The sequence below is a fragment of the Paenibacillus psychroresistens genome (genome assembly GCF_009728935.1).
Classification (GTDB): domain Bacteria; phylum Bacillota; class Bacilli; order Paenibacillales; family NBRC-103111; genus Paenibacillus_AC; species Paenibacillus_AC psychroresistens.
Window position 1 is genome coordinate 1,206,260 of record NZ_CP034235.1, and the last position, 21,193, is coordinate 1,227,452.

Genomic DNA, 21,193 nt, shown 5'->3' on the forward strand with positions numbered 1-21,193 from the left:
TAGAGTATACATTTAGGCGGAAAAAGTTTTTTTTATTTCCAATAAGCTAGTTTCAGGGTCTGTCGAAGGGTTATATTCTAATCCAATATAGCCTTTATAACCTAACTTCTGAATGGCTTGGATGACATTAATATAATTAATTTCCCCAGTGCCTGGCTCTAATCGACCTGGATGATCGGCAACATGGTAATAGCCGATTTGATCAAAATATTCTGTAATATTAGGGATTAAATTACCCTCAGTAATTTGCTGGTGATAAACGTCAAATAGGAATTTAATTTGATCATTGCCAACCTGCTCGACAATGTAAGCTGCTTCAGAAGATTTATTCAGAAAATAACCTTTATGATCCAATAACGCATTCAAGGGCTCCAAGATTAAGGTCACTCCTGTGTTTTCAAGCAGGGGGATACTGGCTTGCAGCCCTTTAACTATGCTATCAATTTGCACCTCGCGAGATATACCATCTAACCCATCACCGGAGAATACGATTAGAAAGGGACATTTTAATTGCTTTGCCGCGTCTAAGCTTTGTTCCAAATCGAGCAAGAATTCTTCTCTACGTGAAGGATCAACAAGCGGAATAAATCCGGCACACATGGAAGCCACCTGAATCCCAAGCTCGTTAGAAGCCTCAAGCACCAATCCCAAATCCTTGTCTCTCCAGCCCCAGAATTCGAATGCAGAGAATCCCAGTTGACTAACCTTCTTAATTTTATCAGTAAAGGCAAGACTGCTTTTATTAAATATTATTTCAATAGATGGAGAATAGATCATGTAATCACTCGTTTCTATTAGGAAATGTGGATCATATCATTTTAATTATAAGTGTTGTTGAACGTTATGGACAACAAAAAACGGTTTCTAACAAAGACAAGTAATTCTATTTATTCTAAACTAAGAATGTATTAATGCCTGAAGAAAAATACAAGGAAGTAACCCACGGCTGGATAGCTACGCGAGTTACTTCTTTTTGTGTTTGAAAACATTCGATTAAGCAGCATTACGGGCAGCTACTTGAACTGCTTTGCGGGCTGGAAGGAACCAAACGAGCACGACTACCAGAGAAACTGTTATAAATACAGCTGAACCCATTATGGATACAGAAATAGCGTGTGCAAAGTGTTGTTTTGAAGGTACTGCTGATCGGTTGACTGCTTCAAAGACTGTAATCAGAACAGCTAAACCCAATGAACTGCCAGTTTGCTGTGCGACATTAATAAGACCCGATGCGGCGCCTGAATCACGAGAATCTACATCTGACAATCCAAACGACGTGAATGGAAGAAACACCATTCCTGCACCCATACCCATGATTAGCAAGGGGATAAAAATTTGTGGAAAGAATTGAGAATCTGCTGAGATTTGGCTCAACCAACTCGTACCTATAATTGCGATTATCAGACCGGCGATTAGGACCTTTAAATTTCCAAACCGCGTTATCAGCCATGGCATAAGATACATCATCCCGAACATCACACCTGTAAAAGGCAGAAATGCCAGGCCCGATTCAAAAGAAGTGAAATCAAGTACGTTTTGCAAAAATTGCGGGACAAAGAAAAATAATGAAAAATTACCGCATAAGAACAGGAATCTGCCGAGATATGCCCCTGACCGTTTACGGCTCGAAAACAGACGGAGTGGTGTAATCGGTTGTTTTGCACGGGCTTCGATAAACACGAATGCCACTAACAATACAACGCCAATACTAAGTGCAAGCAATGTCTCCAATTTACCCCAGCCATTTGCTGCAGCCTGAATAAAACCAAATACCAGTGCGGTTATTCCGATAACAGATGTTAATGCACCCATTAAATCAAAATGCCCTGTATTCTTCTCCGTTTCCGGTAAGTATCGTGGCACCATAATGAGCATAGCAATCCCAATCGGTACGTTGAGAAACATTCCTACCCGCCAAGAAATTAGATCTGTCAGTATACCGCCAAGAATAAGGCCAATACTGCCGCCTGCGCCGGATACAGCACTGAATAAAGCGATCGCTTTCGTACGTTCTTTGGCTTCCACAAAAGTCACCGCCAATAATGCGAGCGTGGATGGTGTTGCTATTGCTGCCGCAAGGCCTTGAAAAGCACGAGTAATCAACAGAAATTCAGCCGATTGTGCAAAACCTACTAGTATAGAGGCGAGTGTAAATAAAGCAATACCTACGCTAAACATTCGCCTTCGCCCTAGAATATCACCCGCTCTCGCGCCAAGCAGCAATAGCCCCCCAAAAGCTAAAATATAGGCATTTTGCACCCATGTTAAATTAGCAGTCGTTATATGAAGGGTACGACCGATTTCAGGCAGTGCCGTTACCATAATGGCCGAGTCAAGCACAACCATAAGCTGGCATGCAATGATAATGGTCAGAATAATTCGTTTAGTCTTATTGATACTAATCATCCTTTCGTGTGTAGATCGAGTTGATGATTAGAATCATAGCACACGTTTTAATCAAAGTAAACACTTTACATACTTTTTGTCTATTATGTAGTTATTGTGTTTTTATTTGTTAATTATGTATAATAAGAAGGAGAGTTTGCAGGAGGGGATCTAATGAATATGATTTTAGATAGCCAAAAAGAAATAACAAAAAGTAAATTACTGAAAAAGTTACTCTCGTCTGTTACGGTGGATGGTTTCCAGCATTTGCGGATGGATGACATTGCTAAGAATATGGCTGTAAGCAGAGCCACCATGTATAAACACTTTTCTTCGAAAGAAGAAGTTATCGAGGGCGTTGTGCGAATTTTTATAGATTATTTAGAAAAGCTGGAGGATCCAACTAAAGAAGATGGCGAAAAAATGTTCGGAATGTGGTTTCAAAAATTATTTGAGCAGTCGGTGAATCTTGTCGGCAGGATCACAGACGTATTTCTCAAGGATCTTCAAGTGACTTTTCCAGATTTATACGATACTCTAAAAAGCACATTGAATAAGCGCGAAAAGATGACCCTTGAATTTTACCAGGATGGAAAAAACAAAGGTATTTTTAATCCAATCAATGAGAAATTCATTTTACTCCAAGACAATATTTTGCTGCGAGAGATTATGGATATTAAGTTTTTACTCTATAACCAAATGTCCATCCAACAAGCTCTCAATGACTATTATGAGTTTAAAAAAATACAATTATTCAAAGCGGAAAAGCTGTCGATTGTAGATGATGCAATCATAAAGCCAATCATAGAGCACGTGGTTGAAAAGTTTAATCGGTCCTTGTAAAGGACTTGCTAATAATTAACTTCTACCCTATAATGATAATGATTATCATTATTAATTACGGGGGAACTTAGATGAAGCAGGTTAGAAGCAAGTCAGCAAGAAGTTTTTATGTATTAATTGTATTAATAGGATTATTGGTATTGTCAGCATGCGGCAATAGCAGCAAGACAGCTGAATCTGCAGCACCTGCAGCATCTGTTACACCAGCTGAATCTATTGCTGCTTCCGCCACACCTGCTGCTTCAGTAACACCTGAGGCAACAAGCTCAGCTTCAGCAAATGAAACGAAGATCTACAAGGACACTAGCGGTGAAGTTACGATTCCGAAGAATCCTCAACGAATTGTTGAATTGACAGGCAGCTATTCCGGCAATCTGCTTGTGCTTGGCATTAAGCCTATTGGCTTAACGCAGTCTGCATTAGACAATCCTTATTTTAAAGGAAAAGTGGACGGGATCCAAAGCATAGGTGACGGTTCCTCTTATGAAAAAGTCTTGAATTTGGCACCGGACTTGATTATTAGCTGGAACTTTATGGATGAAGCTATATATGAGAAGTTTTCCAAAATTGCTCCTGTTGTGCGCCTTGAATATGGAAAGTATAATTATCGTGATCTGCTAGTAGAATTTGGGAAAATAACTGGTAAAGAGCAGCAAGCACAGGAATGGTTAGATGCATGGAATAAGAAAATTGCGGATTACTTACCTAAAATCCAAGATGTGGTCGGGGATAAAACGGTTTCCATTCTACAGCCGTTTGCTAAGGGTATCTACGCATTTGGAGATAACTATGCCAGAGGCGGAGAAATCTTATATGGAGATTTCAAGCTAAAGGCCCCTAAAATTATTCAAGAAAAAGCGATAGATACGCATACTGGTTATGCTGAGTTTTTACTTGAATTGCTGCCTGAATATGCGGGAGATTTTATGTTTACGAGTAATTGGGGATGGGATGATTCAGATCCTAAAACCGTATATGACAGCAGCCTGTGGAAAAACCTTCCTGCTGTGAAGGATAATCGAGTATATCAAATCGATCCTTTAGGTTCCTATTTTAATGATCCAATTTCATTGGAAGCACATCTCGATTTAATCGTTAAAGGCTTTTTGGGAGAATAAAGATAAGGACGGTTTTCCATTCAAGCAACAAATGGGAAATCGTCCTTTTTGCAATACTCTATATTAAGCAGCTTTATTTATAATTACGGATCGAACGGTTATTGAGTATCGACTTAGCGGAGCCAGCTTTAGCTACGTCAATTAAGCAGTTAGCGAGCGTTGCGGCATCAACGCTAAAGTCATCCGTAAAACGGTCTACAACCGAAGCAATCGGCACAAAAAGTGTAGGGATGAGAGGTCGTTTCTGCCCGGGATACGCGGGTCGAATAAAGGCAGGTCGAAAATTAATAACGTTTGGACTTAATTTTGCAAGTTCTTTTTCTGTGCGTCCCTTAATCTTGCCATAAAGAGACGTACTTTTCTCTTCTTGGTCAGCAGCACGGCCGCTAAGGAAGCAAAATCTCATATTGGGATTAACTGCTAGCATTTAGAATCAAGGCGACCACAGATTTGGATGGGATGCAGAAATTATATGTAGAGGCTGCTAGATGGATTAGCTCCTCGCAAGGTATTAATCAATGGAATGAAGCTACATTTACTCAGGATTATTTGGAACAATTTATTAGTGGGAATGACGTATTTGTTGCTTATTTAGAGGATGAGCTTGTTGGCTGTTTCTCTGTCCATTGGGAATATGAAGACATATGGAAAGAGCAGTTTCATGAGAATGCTGGTTACGTTCACAGACTAGCGGTATCGCGCAAATATAAAGGGCGGGGTTTTGGGGGCCATTTTCTGATTTGGGCGGAAACCTACATTAGAAACAAAGGTAAGGGATGGTTAAGATTGGATTGTATGGCGGACAACCCCTCGTTGAATCGATACTATCTTAGTCAAGGATTTATTTTTAAGGGAAGATATGACGATCAAGGCTGGAGTGCAAGCTTATACGAGCTTGAAATTAAAGATTAGGCATATATGGAAAAGCCGCACAGCCGATTACCCTTGTGTTATATTAAGTATGGGCGTATAAACTTAAATTAAATGATACAGAATTGTTATTTTTATCATTTTAATTAAATTATTGACACAGTTGATACAAGGTTATATGATTGTCACAAACCCAAAAATGAATCGGAAGTGTCCGTATACATGATCTTAAAAATCTTCCAATCGAAAAAATACCTTATTAAGATATTTCTCTGGATTACTGTAGTGACTTTATTAATTGTTTCTTCCTTTTCTGCGCTTATTTACTTTAATGTAGAGAGTAAGGTATTTAAAAGCGAATATGAAAACAGTCGAAAATTGTTGGTACAAATGAAATTTAATATTGATTATTTGGATACGATGATTAACAATCTGACACTTTCCACTTACAGTAATAATAAGGTGAAGGCGTTGATGTATTTAAACGAAGAAGAAACCTTCGACAATTTAAATATCGTTAATAACCTAAATGACACCATTGTAGCTAACAACTCATTCATCCATTCGATTTATATTTATAACAATCATAAGAAAATATATTACTCGACCTTTAATGGGATTTTTCAACAGGATCTGCAATTGGATCAAGCGCTTGAAACCTATAAAGTGATCCCAACTCTGAAAGCAATTGTTCGCAAAATGGGTGATCAGACTGTTTTGAGCTATGTGATGTATGAGAATATGGATAAAGCGAACCATATGGATGGCGCAGTGATTCTTAATATTAAATTAGACTGGCTGCTGAAGAATATTAAGGCGATTAATCAAGTAAATGAAACTACACATAGCCAGATGTATATATTGGACAGTAAGGATCAGTTTATCGAGATGGATCAAGCAAATCCAAGTGTCGATGAGCCGCTAAAAACAGCATTAAAGGGCGCATTTGACAATACTATTCTCAGTAATAAGCCAGGTGAAAGCGAGAAGACAGGATTTTTCACAAAAAGATTAAATGGTGAAAAGTTTATTGTCTCCTATATTCATTTAGAGAATACAGGCTGGACGCTATTAGAAACGAAGCCATATAATGAAGCCTATGCTAATTTAAAACAGCTATTGGATATGATTCTCTTCATAACGGCTGCCGTTTTCATTGCGGCTTTACTGCTTTCTTTCTCCGTATCCAGAGGGATCTATCGTCCTGTAAAACGCTTGATTGAGCAAACCTCCATAACTGGAGGCGCAGAACAGACAGGAGCTTCCTTGCTGCAGAATCAGGATGAGTTCGCATACTTGAGTGGGGTCTATCAGCAATCAAGAGAACGGCTTAATCAGTATAATTTAGAGAAAAATAACAATACCGCCATTATGAAGCTTTATTTTCTGAAAAAGCTCTTGATCAATAGCTCAAGCTTGAATTCGTTTGAATTTGAAGGCTTATTGAAGGAATTGAACGATTCATTAAGCAAAGATAAACCGTTTGTATTATGTGTGCTGCGAATCGATAATTATAAGGAATTTTTGCAAAGCAAAAGCTTGAATAATCGTGAATTACTGCGTTTTGCCATTTCCAACATTACGACGGAATGTATATCCGAAGCGTTTGTTGCTCAAACAGTAGACATGAAAGAGGACTCCTTTACCATTTTATTAAATGTCGAAGATCATGCCGATTATGAGGAAAGGCTGAAACAGCTGCTTCAAGCAGCGCAGAGTTATATAACAAATTATTATCATGTATCCATTTCCGTAGCGATTAGTAGTAGAATCACAGAATTTGCTGCGATTACAGTGGAGTACAATAATGCGTATAATTACAGCTTATATAGATATATTTTTGGCAATAAAGTGATCATTTCAGAAGCCCTTATTGCGAAGCAGATCGGTACAGAGGATATTGAAGATGTATTGGAATTGGAAAACAAATTTATAGATTCAGTCCGCAAAGGTGATTTAGCTAAAATAGGTGATAAGTTTGATGTATTATTTGAGCATATTAGCAAATTAGAATATAACGATATTATGTTAGTTAATATGCATTTGCTGCATCATTTTAGAAAGGTGATTTACGAATTAAATCATATGCGCAAGGAGCCGATCAGTGTCCACGATTTGTTAATGAATCGCGACCTTAACGAGCTGGAAACTTTAGACGAATTTAAACAGCATTTACGAGGAATCTTGAATACTATCGGAGATGAAGGCAAAGAAATTGGCATTAAGGGTAACTTGGTTGTGGCTGATACGATTAAAGAAATCATTAACAACAACTATCATGATTCCGAATTAGGCGCTGCTGGGATATCCGCTATGCTAAAGCTGACACCTTATAAATTAAGTAAAATTTCCAAAGAGTATTTCGGCATGACGATTCCAGAATATATCAATGAAATTAGGTTAAACAAAGCCGTAGAATGGATGGAGAATTCTAAGCTTAGTATTCAAGAAATTATGCGAAGAGTGGGTGTAGAAAACGAAAGCTATTTCTATAAGCTATTCAAAGCTAAGTTTGGGACGACTCCTAGAGAGTATAGAGCAGAACGTTCATAAACCCAGTAAAATCAGCCATCGACCCTGTGTCGGTGGTATTTTTTTGCGAAAATTACAGTATGCGTTTAAGTGAGTTTGACTATTTTACAGTACTTTTTTAAGCATGCAAGAATGAGCAGTTTACGAAAAACCCTTCAATTGGGTATGCTCGGAACATCAGAAATAAGCAACTCAGAAATGGCTTAAGAAAGGATGAAAGATATTGAGAATCGTAAGGGGTTTGAAAAACGAATGGAAGCATTTTCTCAGAGCAAAAAGCCTATTCTTGATTAGCTTGCCGGCTATTCTTGTGGTACTGATCTTTTATTATTTACCGATGTTTGGGATTGTGATCGCTTTTAAGGATATCAATTATGCCAAAGGGATTTGGGGAAGCGACTGGGCAGGCTTTAATAATTTTAAATTTTTCTTCACTTCGCAGGATGCATGGCGAATAACACGAAACACACTCTTATTAAATGGATGCTTTATCGTTGTAGGTATTTTTTGCTCCGTCATCATTGGTTTGTTAATGGCTGAATTAAGCCGCAGGCTGGTGCGAATTTTTCAAACTATTCTTTTCTTTCCTTATTTTCTCTCGTGGGTGGTTGTCGGATTTATCAGCTTTATTCTACTTAATCCTTCCTATGGGGTTATCAATAAAGCTTTGGAATTCTTCCATATGACATCTATCGATTGGTACAGTAAGCCGGGTTATTGGCCGACCATCTTGACTCTAACTTACTTATGGAAAAATGTTGGGTATACGGCGATCATCTTTTTTACGGGTTTAATCTCGATCGATGCCAGTTATTATGAGGCAGCTGCTATTGATGGAGCCTCCAGATTTCAACAAATTATGAAGATCTCGATTCCATTAATCATTCCTTTGATTACATTGCTTGTCATCCTCAACGTAGGTCGGATTTTTTATTCGGATTTTGGATTGTTCTACTTCATTCCGCGAAATGCCGGCACCTTGTATTCGACAACGGATGTTATTGATACGTATGTATTCCGCTCCTTGCGAGTTGTTGGCGATTTAGGTATGGCATCTGCTGCAGGCTTGTATCAATCGGTAGTGGGTTTAGTCTTAGTTGTGATTACCAATTTCATTGTCCGAAAATCCAACAAAGAGAATGCTTTATTCTAAATTCGAGGAGGTGAACCGATTTGCAGGTTTCTATAGAAAGCGAACGCAAGAATAACAGGATGATTGTGCTATTTTTCAGTATTGTATCGATTCTGATCATTCTTCCTGTGCTTTATATTGTTTCAGTTTCATTATCGTACGATGCCGATATTTCTAGATATGGTTACCAATTAGTTCCACATAGAGTCACTTTCCTGGCGTACACGTATATTTTTCAAACTTCTAATGCTTTGCTGCACTCTTATATGATTACAGCTATTGTTACTGTAGTTGGAACTTTCTTGAGCTTAATACTAACCTCCTCTATCGCTTATGTCATGACGAGGCGGGACTATCGCTACAGCACAATCACTACATTCTTCGTATTCTTTACTTTATTGTTTAATGCGGGCTTGGTTCCATCCTATATGGTTGTAACCAATCTCTTGCATATGCAAGATACAATTTGGGCTTTGATTCTACCTTATGGGGTAAGCGCTTGGTTCACCATGCTAATGAGAGGCTTTATGCAAGGCTTGCCGTTCGAAATTATTGAATCTGCCAAGATGGATGGCTCTTCAGAATTGAACACATTTATCCGCATCATTCTTCCCTTATCGAAACCAGCTTTAGCAACAGTCGGGTTATTCTATGCGTTGGCTTATTGGAATGACTGGTGGCTCGCATTGCTCTATATTGACAACGAGAATTTGATTCCCTTGCAATATTTCCTCCAAAGGATCTTATCGAACATCCAGTTCCTCACAACCAGTATTCAAGCAGGAATTAATGTCGATTTGACTAAAATTCCAACAGAATCCTCACGAATGGCGATTGCTATTTTGGCAGCGGGCCCGATGTTGTTTGCCTTCCCGTTCTTTCAGAAATACCTGATCAAGGGATTAACAGTTGGTGCAGTAAAAGGCTAGCAGCAAGATTAGTTTGATTATCTGTCCGATATCGGATGATAATATAGAACACAATTAAATAATGGGAGGCTTTTAAGATGAAAAGAAGAAAAGGCTTTAAAATCTCTACAGTTTCAATTGCTATTATCCTATTTTTAAGCATGTTGTTAAGTGCTTGCGGTTCAACTAAGGATGAGGCGAAATCAACGCCTGCAGCTAGCGTAGCGCCAACAAAAAGCGGTGAAACGGCAAGTGCCGCTCCAGAAGGCACACCAGTACCTGCCCCAGAGGCCAAGCTAGACCCTTATGTGATTACTTGGTACTTACCGCAATCTGTATTTCCAGATGCCAAAGCAGTAGAGGCTGAGATGAGCAAGATAACCAAAGAGAAGATCAATGCTACTCTAGATATCCATTTAGTAGATTGGGGAACTTATGATCAGAAAATGCAGACGCTTGCAGCTACTGGCGAGAAAGCAGATTTAATCTTTACCTCCAACTGGACCAATGACTATATTCAGAATGTGAATAAAGGCGCTTTCATGGATATTACAGATTTGCTGCCTCAATATGGGCCAGATATCATGAAGCAAGTTCCAGAAGCAGCATGGGATGCAGCCAAAATTAAAGGCAAGCTATTTGCCATAATCAATACACAGGTTCTTGCTAGAACGCCTGGTATCCTAGTGAATAAAACTTATTTGGACAAATATAACTTTAAGGCTGATCAATTCAAAAACCTTGAGGATTTGACACCATTTTTTGAGAAAATTAAACAAAGCGAGCCTGATAAATACGCGTTTAGCTTGAAAAGCGACACAGATGTTATGGGTAACTATGGAACTACTCTAGGTTTGGAGTATTTTTCACAAAAAAATCCGGGTGTTATCCACTTGGACGACAGCACATCGAAGGTTGTAAATCTGTATGAAACACCTGAATTTACTAAGTTCCTTAAGCTTATGCATGAATGGTATGGAAAAGGCATTATCCGCAAGGATGCTTCTACTTTGAAAGACGTGACAGCTGATGAGAATGCAGGGAAATATGTAGCTTCTACGTTTACAGTAATCAATCCGGATACAGCGGCTAATCAGGCTTCCAGATTCGGGGGCGGTAAAGCAGAGGATGTGGCTCCAATTGAATTCTCAAAGCCATACATGAGCACAGGCTCGATTATTGCAACAATGACAGCAGTATCCCGTACTTCTAAAGATCCAGCAAGAGCCATCATGTTCTATAACCTGCTATACTCCGATCAAAAGCTTTTCAACTTGATGAGCTATGGTATTGAAGGCAAGCATTACACTAAAGTTAGCGATGATTTAATCAAGAAAGCTGATAATGCAGGCTACTGGGTAGATTCCGGATGGGAATATGGCAACATGTTCAACTCTTTCCGTACTAGCGAAACTCAGCCAAAATGGTTCCCAGCAGGTCCTGACAAGAATGCAGCCGCTATACCTTCTCCCATATTGGGCTTCTCTTTTGATCCAACCAATGTGAAAAGTGAATTGGCACAAATCGCATCTGTTGTGGATGAGTTCTACGGCGGGTTAATCACTGGAATAGCAGATCCAGATGCTACACTACCAAAAATGAATGAAAAGCTTAAAAAAGCAGGTATCGATAAATTGCTAGCAGAAATGCAAACACAAATTGATGCTTGGAAAGCTACTAAGTAATTAAATTCATAGTAATCATCGCTGCTGGTCTTTATCTCAATGGAGACTAGCAGCGGAGATTATGAGCTAATCGCTTTTTTTAGATAGAAATTGTAAACGCTTACTTAGAGCAGCTAACCATTAGGGAGGTGACGTCTGGATAATATTCGGGAACAAAAACTAACCATTTAGGAGGCTATAACATGAAAGTATTAAAGACTAATTCGAAGAAAGCTTTATCCGCATTATTGGTTTTATCTTTGGTAACGGTATCCATTGCTGTAACTCCATTTGGGATAGGGACAGTGAGCGCAGACAGTATTACCGCAACTCATGCACAACGGATTGTAAGTTCCTACCAAGGGACTTGGACCACACCGCCGACTGACAGTAATTTCTCGCGAACACCGGATTCACCGCTTATGGGAAATGGCGATGTTGGAGTTGCTATGGTTGGCAATATTAATTCCATGGTTATGGTACTGGGCAAGAATGAGTTCTGGTCACTGGTTGAAGGCCAAGTAAAGGCTATGGCGAGATTGAACATTTCTGTGCCATCCATGGCAGGAGCTTCCTATTTAGCTGAACAAAAGCTTGCAAGCGCGCAAGTAAACGGCACTTTTGGGTTAGCAGGCAATACGATTAAGACTGAAAGCTGGGTGCAGGCAACCGATACGGCGAATAATATGCTGATGACTAAGTTCACGTATACGGGTACCGGTACAAAAGCAGTTGCTATCTCACTTGCCAGGGGCAATGAGAATACATTTGCCAGCTCGACAGGTTCATCTGGAGATGTGCTTTATCTGGATGTCAGGGGTGATGCTGCCGACACCTTGAGCGGATACAACACGAGGAGAGCAAGAATTGCTACAAGAGTTATCGGAACTACAGGGGCAATTAGCGGAAGCACGCTTAATTTCACAATGTCACCAGGAGATACTTATACATTGATAACAAGTATTATGAGCAATTACGATAATGCCAGCTATCAAACAGCTGCGATCAGTAATATCAATACCAAAACACAAGCTAACGTAGATACATTAAAAGCTAGCCATCAGAGCTGGTGGAACACATTTTATGGCAAGTCTTTTATTGAAATCCCGAACAAGACCATTGAGAAGTCCTATTATGCTTCGCTTTATTTAATGGGAAGCACCTCTAGAGCTGGGGAAATGGCTCCTGGCATTTGGGGCAACTGGCTGGCAAGAAATGGCGAGTGGCGAGGAGATTATCACCTTAACTATAATTATGAAGTGCCTTTCTACTTCGCACTGCCCACCAACCATATAGAATTAGCAGAAAATTATGATAAACCTGTGGTAGATTGGATTCCCAAAGGGCAGGCTGCAGCGACAGCGAATGGTTACACAGGGGTATTCTATGGGGTTGGCATTGGTCCGCTGCCTAATGGATCTGGAGATACAAACATCCATGGTCAGAAATCGAATGCTGCTTATGCAGCAACCAACATGATTATGCGTTTCTATAGCAGCTACGATACAACGTATGCCAGCTCCGTTTATAATTACCTGAAGCAGTCTGCTTTATTCTGGCAGAACTACTTGGTTTGGGATGGTGCGCATTATGACATCGTTAATGATGCGCAGCATGAAGGTGATGTTTATCCACAAACAAACGGAGTTATGTCGCTTGGCTTGGTTCGTTACCTATTGCAAGGCTGCATTGATATTAGTGTTTCGTTGAATCAAGATACAGCTTTGAGAGCAACCTGGCAGAATATCTTGAATACGCTTAGCCCGTTCCCTACCTTTACGAGGAATTCGCAAACCGTATTCCGATATACGGAAGTTGGCAGGGATTGGAATGGGGATAATTCGATCGGTATCCAGCATATCTATCCTGGAGGTCAAATTGGGCTTTCCAGTGAAGCAGCTACATTGCAAACTGCCAGAAACATGATTGGCCAGATGGCGCGTTGGAATGATGGCAATGGCAGCAATACCTTCTATCCTGCAGCGGCAAGAGTTGGGTATGATCCTGCGACCATTCTAAGCCAACTGAATTCATTTATTACGGGCAACAGCTTTAATAATATGCATATTCACACCAACGGTGGAGGGATTGAGAACTTCAATACAGTTCCGGCGGCAATGTCTGAAATGATGCTGCAATCTTTTCAGAATAAGCTGCGAATATTTCCAAACTGGCCAAGCAACACAAATGCAAAATATGGTGATTTAAGAGCGTCAGGAGCCTATTTAGTATCAAGCGAGATCAGAAATAATCAAGTGCAATACGTCCGAATCATCAGCGAAAAAGGTAGAACAGCCGCATTTGTTAATCCGTGGGTCGGCCAAACTATACGTGTTTATAGAAATGGCGTTGATGCGGGTACGGTTTCAGGAGCCGAGATTTCACTCGCTACAGCTGTCAATGAAACGATTCATCTTGCTCCTAATGGAACATCACTTGCAACGATTAACAGCATGATGAGTCAGACATTAGCGGGAGGTGGGACTTCACCGGGAAATGTGGCTTTGAACAAAACAGCCACAGCAAGCGATGTAATCAATGCATCGGAATCAGCTGATAAAGCCGTAGACGCTAACGGAACAACTAAATGGACTTCGAATCCGCCAAGCTCCACACCAGGCGATAAGTGGTTGAAAGTAAATTTAGGCGGGACGTTCAATATTACACGTTGGGTCGTTAAGCATGCAGGCTCCAACGGTGAAGCGGCTACTTACAACACGAAGAATTTCAAGCTGCAGAAGAGTAATGACGGCAATGTTTGGACGGATGTGGATGCGGTAACGAACAATACAGCAGCATCGACAGATAGAACAGTAGCTTCGTTCAGTGCAAGTTATGTGAGATTGTATATAACAACGTCTGTTCAAGATGGTACTGGTTATGTAACTGTTCCAGGAGACCGCAGTAATGCACGGATTTATGAGTTTGAGGTTTATGGAACCTGAAGTAATCTAGTTAAATAAAGCTGTAAAAAAGCATCCTTTTTCTGAGCTTTACAGAGAAATGGATGCTGTTTGCTGTTTGCGAAAGCTTCCAGGTGACTCTCCTGTTACTTTTTTGAACGCTTTGGAAAAATGATGAATATTGGCAAAACCGCAATAGCTGGCGATTTCATCTGTGGTGAAGGATGAATTGTGCAGCAGCTCCTCAGCATGCGTGATGCGTAAATGGAGTAGATATTGGTGCGGCGATGTTCCAAAATACTGTTTAAATACCGCTGAAAACCGCGAAGGAGATAGCTGGGCTCTTAGTGCCATATCTTTTAAAGAGAGTGGGTCCGCTAAATGAAAAGAGAAATAGGATGTAATCCAATTCAAGGACTGCGGCTTTTGGTATTTCGGCAGCTGAAAGCTTTCCATTTCCTTAAGTAAATCCAATATGAGATCAGCGATGATCTGGTTTGCTTCGAGCTGGTTGAGTAAATCAGCTTCGAGCCAGAGCCCGATGGACTTCATCATTTTTTCCTTGAAGGCTACAGGGCGTTGAGGAACAAACCGAAAGGGAACATGGATACCTGCTAATTCATTAAGCCGAGGCTGCATTAAATGGGCATACATCGTGAGGTCCGTTTGACCAGAGCGAGTTGGGAAGCTAAGCTCGCGATTATTCTTATAGAAAATATCGAAGTGTAAAAACGGTGTAATTGTTTTCGTTTTGCCTTCTAATGTAAGCAAATCATTGGGCTGTAATAAACAAAATTCACCTTCTTTAAACGTATGCTCCACATTATCGACATTTACCATTAGATTGCCCTCTTGGATATAAATCATTAAGTAGTCTAATAATCTACGCTCTGGAGAAATCCACGGCTCGCGAACTGCATATCCAGCTTCTCTTATGTAAGGCAGGAGGGGGTGATTCTGCACGACCTCTTGAAAAGTTTCCAATGAACATCACCTTTGCGCAGTTAGTTTATCCTATATACGATACCAAACTCTGAATAAATCCACAAATATTTCAGTAAGATTTGACAAAAATACAATAAGCTTTGACAAAGCAAATATCCGCGAAATCTCTTATTATTAGGGAAAGATAAATTTCAATCATGGAGGTAAAATAAATGACAAGAGTAAAAATGAACAATTTAGGCATACCCCCACTTGCCGGAGTTTGCAGCTATGAGGAAGCATGCAAGGTTGGGATTGATGTGGATCGCAATGTAAGCTTATTAAGACGTTATCTCTATATCCAAACCCAGCTGAATAAAATATTCGCTGCACATCTTGCCAGCACGCCAGAGTGGGAGGTTAAGTGTGCGTTTAGCTTGCATATGTGGCTTGCAGCAGAGCATAGTGCCATACTGCGCAAGCGTGTTACCGAGATGAGGGAACCTCCGCTGCATTTAGATAAAGTACCTGATCTCCAGCTTGAAAAGCTATTTCAAGAGCTCATTCGTTCAGACGGCACATCAGAATTGGTTGTTGGCATTTATGGGGTTGTCATGACGGAGTTTGTCGCGGCATTGAAGCTGCACTTGGATGAAACCAACCCATTGGTTGATCATCCGACATACCGGATCTTGAAGATTATTCGGATGGAGCAGGAAGAAATGTTAGCTTGGGGCAAGCAAGCTATTGTTGGGCTGACTCCGAGCAGTGAAATTCAGCTTAAAACCCAAAAATGGGCAGATCATTTAGCTGTTTTCTTGGATAACGCCGGAGGGATATCTGGGGAAGCAAACAAGATTATCCTTGATAATAAGGTGGCTCCACGAAATGATGGTCAGCCTTATGAAATGCAGATGGAGCCTAAACGGGACGAACGTTTTATTGATATTTATAATGATTCTGTGAAAATTGACTCGTTTTATGGCGACGCCGACTTAGAGCCCGATGAACGCACCTATGCATTACTATATAAGCGATTGCGTGAAATGGATGTGCCGGAATGGATGGGACCTATCATCTACAGGACCAATGGGAAGCCATGGGATTATTATGTGGATATGAGCCGTCAGCTTTGGGATGAAGCTCGGCATTCGATGCTGGGTGAGGTAGGCCTTTATCAAGACGGAGTAGAATTCTATAAATATCCAATCGAATACAAAACAAGCATGACCTTAAACAAAGCCTTTACAGCTTTAGAAGCGCATACTATACTTTGGTATATTGAGCAAAGCCTCATGCCAAAAGAAACAGGCAAGCGTTATGAGTGGGTTGTAGCCATGGAATCTGATAATGCTTTGGCGAAAACCTTTCAGGATTACGACTGGGCGGATGAAGTTCTGCATGCCCAAATCGGCAGGAAGTGGCTTGTCCCGGAACATGGCAGCTTAGAAGAAATGAAGAACCAAGGTGCACTTATTTCTCAGCGGTATAGCATAGAACGGGCTAAATTGGATGTCCATTCCGAGCAGCTTGTGAACTGGTGGCCGCAATTTTTAGCAGAAATCCGCGAAGGGCGCGACAAAATACGCGGAAAACAGCTACAGCCCAAATAATAATGAATAAGGAGATTGCTGAAATTGAACATTAAACTAATCAAAGCACTTTGGGGAATGGAAAACATGAAACTGGAGGAGCAATTTGCAAAGATTGCTTCTGCTGGTTGTTATACGGGGATTGAAGCTCCACTTCCCAGTAAAGAGAATGAGCAGCAATTTCGTGAGCTGTTAAGTAAATATCAGTTTGATTATATCGCTATGGTATTTACTGGTGGAGAGGACCACCTCGCTTCATTTCAACAGCAAATCGAGCAGGCAGCAGCCTTCAAGCCCTTATTTATTAATGCTCATAGCGCTAAGGATTCAATGCCTTATGATCAGCAATTGGAGTTTTATGCACAAGCGCTTGTTGCGGAAAAAGCTCTTAACATTCAGGTTGGGCATGAGACTCACCGCGGTCGGGCCATGTTTACTCCTTGGGGAACTGCCCAGCTTTTGAAGGATTTGCCGGACTTGAAAATCACAGCAGATTTCAGCCATTGGTGCTGTGTTGCTGAATCTTTATTAGAGGATCAAGCTGATAATCTTAAGCTGGCTTTTGAAAGAACCATACATATCCATAGTCGGGTTGGTTATGCCGAAGGACCTCAGGTTCCTCATCCGGCTGCTCCTGAATACAAACATGAATTGGAAACACACGAAGGCTGGTGGCAGCAAATCGTCGATTTATGGGATGCCAAGCACACATCTCCCATTACACTAACACCCGAATTTGGACCTCCAGGATATATGCATACTCTGCCATTCACCAATCAACCAGTTGCTGATCTGTGGGAAGTCTGCTTATGGATGGCGAAGCGTTTAAAGGGATAGAATTAGCCAAGTATCTGTAAATAATAATAAACCAATAAAGCCAGTTCTGGCTCTATTGGTTTATTTTTTGTCTAGGAAATTATACAAACTGCTAACTTTGGATAATGAGTATGATGCTTTGCTATCCAAGTCATTCATAATAGTTGGAGCCATCGTTTCTTTACGGTAAAAACCCCAGCAATTTCTTAATATAGTGGCTTGGATGTAGCATTTAATAAAACGCTTACATTCGAGAATGCTGTAGCGTGTTTATTATAATTTTGCAATGAAAGCTTTGATCAAGTAACATACCTTATAGAACTTATACCTATAGTTAATTACGTTACTTGAATGCTGCATGCTATGTCAGAACATTTTGCCTGCACAATATTCGATAATATCGCTTCTGCGAACGATGCCAATGAACTTATCCATATCATCGATAACAGGGACAAAATTCTGTACCTTAGCTATTCGAATTAAATCCTCCATATTGGAGTCAATCTGTACGGTTTGATTGGATAAGCGTAAAGTTACCTCAGAAAGAGTATGACGGTGTGCATTTTCGAAGGAAAGCTCTTCATTGTTTTTGAAAAACCATAATAAATCCCCTTCTGTTACAGTGCCATGATAGCTGCCATTATCGTTTAAAATAGGGACCGCTGTATAACGGTGATGCTCCATTTTTTCTAGGGTTTGGCGTAAAGTGAAATGTGGTGTTAAACAAACGACTTCAATTTTAGGTAGTAGGAAAAAGGCGATTTTCATGGGGAAAGTGACTCCTTTAGTCTTTGTGTATGAACAATCTTATAGTTCTATTATAGTTAAACAGCCTAGCAATTCCAAATAAAAGGAGCAACCATATGATGGAAGGTCAGAAGAGAGTCAATATTCAAGCGGGGATTGAAGTCGATATTGTATTGAAGGAAGATCAAAAATCCGGCAAAAAGACACGAGGGATTGTCAAAGATATTCTTACGAATTCACTCAATCATCCACATGGCATTAAAGTCAGATTAACCAACGGGCAAGTGGGAAGAGTGCAGGATATTGTGAAGCCGAATTAATATCATCAGAGACCAAAGGGCAAGCTAATGATATTAATTCAGTTTGCCCTTTGTTCATGAAGGACGCCTCTTTAAAAATTTAAAAAATAAGAATAAAACAGTATAGCGCAATTCTCCAAGGCTGTGCTATAATTCGAGATGATACATAATGTATCAGATACGTATATCATTCGTTAATCAAATTTCGTGAGTTAGGAGGGAGAATATGCATGCAGGTCGTTCAACCTATTAAAGACTATGCAAAAATAGAGCAAATCCAAGACATTCTCAGACGTCAGTCTTTGCGTGATTGGATTCTATTTACCATCGGGATCAATTCAGGTATCCATCTCAGCGATATTTTATTATTGCGTGTGAAGGATTTGAAGGATAAAACCGTGATTCGAGTCAAAGAAGAACGAACGGGTAAAGAGAAGACATTCTACCTCAACATGCAGCTAAAAAAAGGGATTATCGAGTACATTAAGAACAAGAACGGAGAAGATTATTTATTTCCTTCTCAACGTACTGGGAATCCGATCAAACGCATTCGCGTCTATCGTATTCTTAGTGAAGCCGGTAAGCTCGTTGGTTTAACTGACATTGGTACACACACTCTTCGTAAAACCTATGGTTATCATTACTACCAAAGAACAAAAAATGTACACGCTTTAAGGGATTTATTCAATCATTCAGCACCATCCATTACGCTGCGTTACATAGGGGTGGACGACCATTGTGTGGCCATCCAATAGTTGGCGGACCCATGATAATTAAACAGCTCCTATTCACTTGGCTTGTAAAATAGACAAGGGAAGGGAGTTGTTTTTTTGGAATCACCCGAAAAAAACAACTTATCATAAAAGCGCATTCAATATTCACTAATAAGCCTAATTAGAATAAAGACTTAACGGCTTATAAAAATACGCTTGACAAGATACAAAATGTAGCTTAAATTTAAATTATATGATACTAAATGTATCGGTTGAAAAGCCTATTATACAATGATTTTTGATTGGGGGACGTTATGGAATTGATGGATTACTTAAAAATGATTTACAAACGACTGGGGTTAATTGTTCTGATTGTCTTGATTTCCTGCACACTGTCGGGAGCATTATTCATCCAAACCAGCCATTCCACTTACCAGGCAGTTAGCAAGCTAATCGTAAACAAAACGAACATAGTTGATGGTCAGCAGCTTATTGATACAACCACAGTGGGTGCCAATATCATGCTAATTAATACCTATAAGGAGTTGATTAAATCAGAGCCCGTTCTACAAGAGGTAATAAAGCAGAATCCGCAATTCAAGCTCACCACAAGCAAGCTTGCCTCCTTGATGAAGGTAACCTCGGCAGTAAACAGCCAAGTGATGAGTATTTCCATTACGGATACTTCGTATCAGCTAGCTGCCCAAATGGCAAATGCCATTGCACATGTGTTTAAGGAGAGCTTGCCCGTGATTATGAATGTGGATAATGTCAATATCCTCAACGAAGCATCCTTAAATGAACCAACGGAACCGATGCAAACTAGCTTGATAGTTGTGCTTTTTGTAACAGTTGTAATAGCAGCATTTCTAGCAGTTTTGTTAGTGTTCCTGCTTGATTATTTTGACCGCACACTTAAAACGGAGGCAGATGTAATGCGAATGCTTGGTGAAGCCCCATTGATTTCTGGCGTGCACATGAAGAAAAAATCTATGAAACTCTTGAAGTCACCAGCTCCTGTTAAGCAAGGAGGTGAAGCAGCTCGTGCCAAGCTTATTCATTAGTCGCAGTACAATTACGGATTTGGATCCCATGTCCGCAGCCGCCGATAAATATCGCACTTTACGCCATAAAATCGATCACCTGTCAGCGGAGAAGCAAACAAAAATAATTGTGGTTACCTCAGCATTACCTTTAGAAGGCAAGACAACGACAGCGATAAATTTAGCTATCGCCTATGGGCAAGCAGAGCAAAAGGTTCTACTCATTGATGGTAATTTACATCAACCGATGATCCATCAAATTTTCGCGGTTCCAAATAAATTGGGGTTCACTAGTATTCTCGCGGGACTTTGCCCGGTCGAGCAAGCGATTAAAGAGAGTGGAGTTCGTAATGTGTCCTTGCTTCCATCAGGACCTTATCCGACACATAGTATGGACCCGCTTGCTTCCGTACAAACGACTAATCTCCTTGAATCGCTAAAAAAGGATTACGATATTATCCTGATTGATTCGCCAGCTTTGCTTGCCGTAACGGAAAGCTCGGAGTGGGCTTTGCATAGTGATGGTGTTCTGCTAGTCATTCGTGCTGGCATGCTTAAGGAGGATGATATGCTCCAGGCCAAGCAGCTTTTGGATCAGCTTCAGATCAGGATTATTGGCAGTGTGTTAAACGATACAAAGCCCAACTCCAAGATCAGCTATTACCATTATACGGGTGCACAGCGAAAAATTTGAATTAGAGGAG

General features: G+C 40.3%; 19 protein-coding genes. 14 read left to right on the plus strand and 5 right to left on the minus strand.

Translation table 11 applies throughout. The features are described from left to right. Positions 1 to 12 precede the first annotated feature (12 nt). Together EHS13_RS05495 and EHS13_RS05500 are read right to left on the minus strand one after the other, a co-directional pair. On the minus strand, positions 13 to 777 hold the full coding sequence (locus tag EHS13_RS05495; RefSeq protein WP_155699400.1) for a hydroxypyruvate isomerase family protein: 765 nt from the start codon (positions 775 to 777) through the stop codon (positions 13 to 15). Between the two features lie 216 nt (positions 778 to 993). Continuing rightward, positions 994 to 2,406 (minus strand): MFS transporter, encoded by a 1,413-nt coding sequence (locus EHS13_RS05500; RefSeq protein ID WP_227013800.1) that lies wholly within the window; start codon positions 2,404 to 2,406, stop codon positions 994 to 996. A 153-nt stretch (positions 2,407 to 2,559) separates the two neighbouring features. Between EHS13_RS05500 and EHS13_RS05505 the strand changes: the two genes are divergently transcribed. Next, positions 2,560 to 3,228: a TetR/AcrR family transcriptional regulator gene (locus tag EHS13_RS05505; protein WP_227013801.1), complete on the plus strand. Its 669-nt coding sequence runs from the start codon at positions 2,560 to 2,562 to the stop codon at positions 3,226 to 3,228. A 71-nt stretch (positions 3,229 to 3,299) separates the two neighbouring features. Next, complete coding sequence (locus tag EHS13_RS05510) at positions 3,300 to 4,346, plus strand: iron-hydroxamate ABC transporter substrate-binding protein (RefSeq protein WP_155699401.1); 1,047 nt, start codon at positions 3,300 to 3,302, stop codon at positions 4,344 to 4,346. 73 nt (positions 4,347 to 4,419) lie between these two features. Here EHS13_RS05510 and EHS13_RS36625 read toward each other — a convergent pair whose 3' ends face one another. After that, a complete protein-coding gene (locus EHS13_RS36625) occupies positions 4,420 to 4,773 on the minus strand; it encodes a Rossmann-fold NAD(P)-binding domain-containing protein (RefSeq protein WP_155699402.1) in 354 nt (117 codons plus the stop codon). A 32-nt stretch (positions 4,774 to 4,805) separates the two neighbouring features. Here EHS13_RS36625 and EHS13_RS05520 point away from each other — a divergent pair, with 32 nt between their 5' ends. From EHS13_RS05520 to EHS13_RS05545, 6 genes are all read left to right on the plus strand, one after another. Beyond that, entirely contained in the window at positions 4,806 to 5,258 is a 453-nt protein-coding gene (locus tag EHS13_RS05520; protein ID WP_155699403.1) for a GNAT family N-acetyltransferase, read from the plus strand. A gap of 180 nt (positions 5,259 to 5,438) precedes the next feature. Further along, positions 5,439 to 7,769, plus strand: coding sequence for a helix-turn-helix domain-containing protein (locus EHS13_RS05525; protein WP_155699404.1), 2,331 nt, complete (start codon positions 5,439 to 5,441; stop codon positions 7,767 to 7,769). Positions 7,770 to 7,971: 202 nt separating this feature from the next. After that, positions 7,972 to 8,901: an ABC transporter permease gene (locus EHS13_RS05530; protein WP_319633419.1), complete on the plus strand. Its 930-nt coding sequence runs from the start codon at positions 7,972 to 7,974 to the stop codon at positions 8,899 to 8,901. Between the two features lie 20 nt (positions 8,902 to 8,921). Continuing rightward, on the plus strand, positions 8,922 to 9,809 hold the full coding sequence (locus EHS13_RS05535; RefSeq protein WP_227013802.1) for a carbohydrate ABC transporter permease: 888 nt from the start codon (positions 8,922 to 8,924) through the stop codon (positions 9,807 to 9,809). Between the two features lie 77 nt (positions 9,810 to 9,886). Continuing rightward, a complete protein-coding gene (locus EHS13_RS05540; RefSeq protein WP_155699405.1) occupies positions 9,887 to 11,473 on the plus strand; it encodes an ABC transporter substrate-binding protein in 1,587 nt (528 codons plus the stop codon). Positions 11,474 to 11,655: 182 nt separating this feature from the next. After that, positions 11,656 to 14,397: a discoidin domain-containing protein gene (locus EHS13_RS05545; RefSeq protein WP_155699406.1), complete on the plus strand. Its 2,742-nt coding sequence runs from the start codon at positions 11,656 to 11,658 to the stop codon at positions 14,395 to 14,397. A 48-nt stretch (positions 14,398 to 14,445) separates the two neighbouring features. Here the strand turns inward: EHS13_RS05545 and EHS13_RS05550 are convergent, their stop codons facing one another. Beyond that, a complete protein-coding gene (locus EHS13_RS05550; RefSeq protein ID WP_227013803.1) occupies positions 14,446 to 15,339 on the minus strand; it encodes an AraC family transcriptional regulator in 894 nt (297 codons plus the stop codon). Between the two features lie 173 nt (positions 15,340 to 15,512). On the opposite strand from EHS13_RS05550, the gene EHS13_RS05555 reads away from it, so the two are divergent. Beyond that, entirely contained in the window at positions 15,513 to 16,892 is a 1,380-nt protein-coding gene (locus EHS13_RS05555) for a hypothetical protein (protein WP_155699407.1), read from the plus strand. Between the two features lie 24 nt (positions 16,893 to 16,916). Beyond that, positions 16,917 to 17,708, plus strand: a complete 792-nt coding sequence (locus EHS13_RS05560) for a sugar phosphate isomerase/epimerase family protein (RefSeq protein WP_155699408.1) — start codon at positions 16,917 to 16,919, stop codon at positions 17,706 to 17,708. A gap of 345 nt (positions 17,709 to 18,053) precedes the next feature. Here the strand turns inward: EHS13_RS05560 and EHS13_RS05565 are convergent, their stop codons facing one another. Continuing rightward, positions 18,054 to 18,455: a CBS domain-containing protein gene (locus EHS13_RS05565; RefSeq protein ID WP_155699409.1), complete on the minus strand. Its 402-nt coding sequence runs from the start codon at positions 18,453 to 18,455 to the stop codon at positions 18,054 to 18,056. Between the two features lie 98 nt (positions 18,456 to 18,553). Here EHS13_RS05565 and EHS13_RS05570 point away from each other — a divergent pair, with 98 nt between their 5' ends. From EHS13_RS05570 to EHS13_RS05585, 4 genes are all read left to right on the plus strand, one after another. Beyond that, complete coding sequence (locus EHS13_RS05570; RefSeq protein ID WP_155705232.1) at positions 18,554 to 18,754, plus strand: YwbE family protein; 201 nt, start codon at positions 18,554 to 18,556, stop codon at positions 18,752 to 18,754. 209 nt (positions 18,755 to 18,963) lie between these two features. After that, positions 18,964 to 19,488: a tyrosine-type recombinase/integrase gene (locus EHS13_RS05575; RefSeq protein ID WP_155699410.1), complete on the plus strand. Its 525-nt coding sequence runs from the start codon at positions 18,964 to 18,966 to the stop codon at positions 19,486 to 19,488. Between the two features lie 272 nt (positions 19,489 to 19,760). Next, positions 19,761 to 20,510 (plus strand): YveK family protein, encoded by a 750-nt coding sequence (locus tag EHS13_RS05580; RefSeq protein WP_155699411.1) that lies wholly within the window; start codon positions 19,761 to 19,763, stop codon positions 20,508 to 20,510. After that, positions 20,491 to 21,183 carry a CpsD/CapB family tyrosine-protein kinase gene (locus EHS13_RS05585; protein ID WP_155699412.1) on the plus strand — a complete coding sequence of 231 codons (693 nt, stop codon included), beginning with the start codon at positions 20,491 to 20,493 and terminating at the stop codon, positions 21,181 to 21,183. The genes EHS13_RS05580 and EHS13_RS05585 overlap by 20 nt, the downstream gene beginning before the upstream one ends. Positions 21,184 to 21,193: the final 10 nt, after the last annotated feature.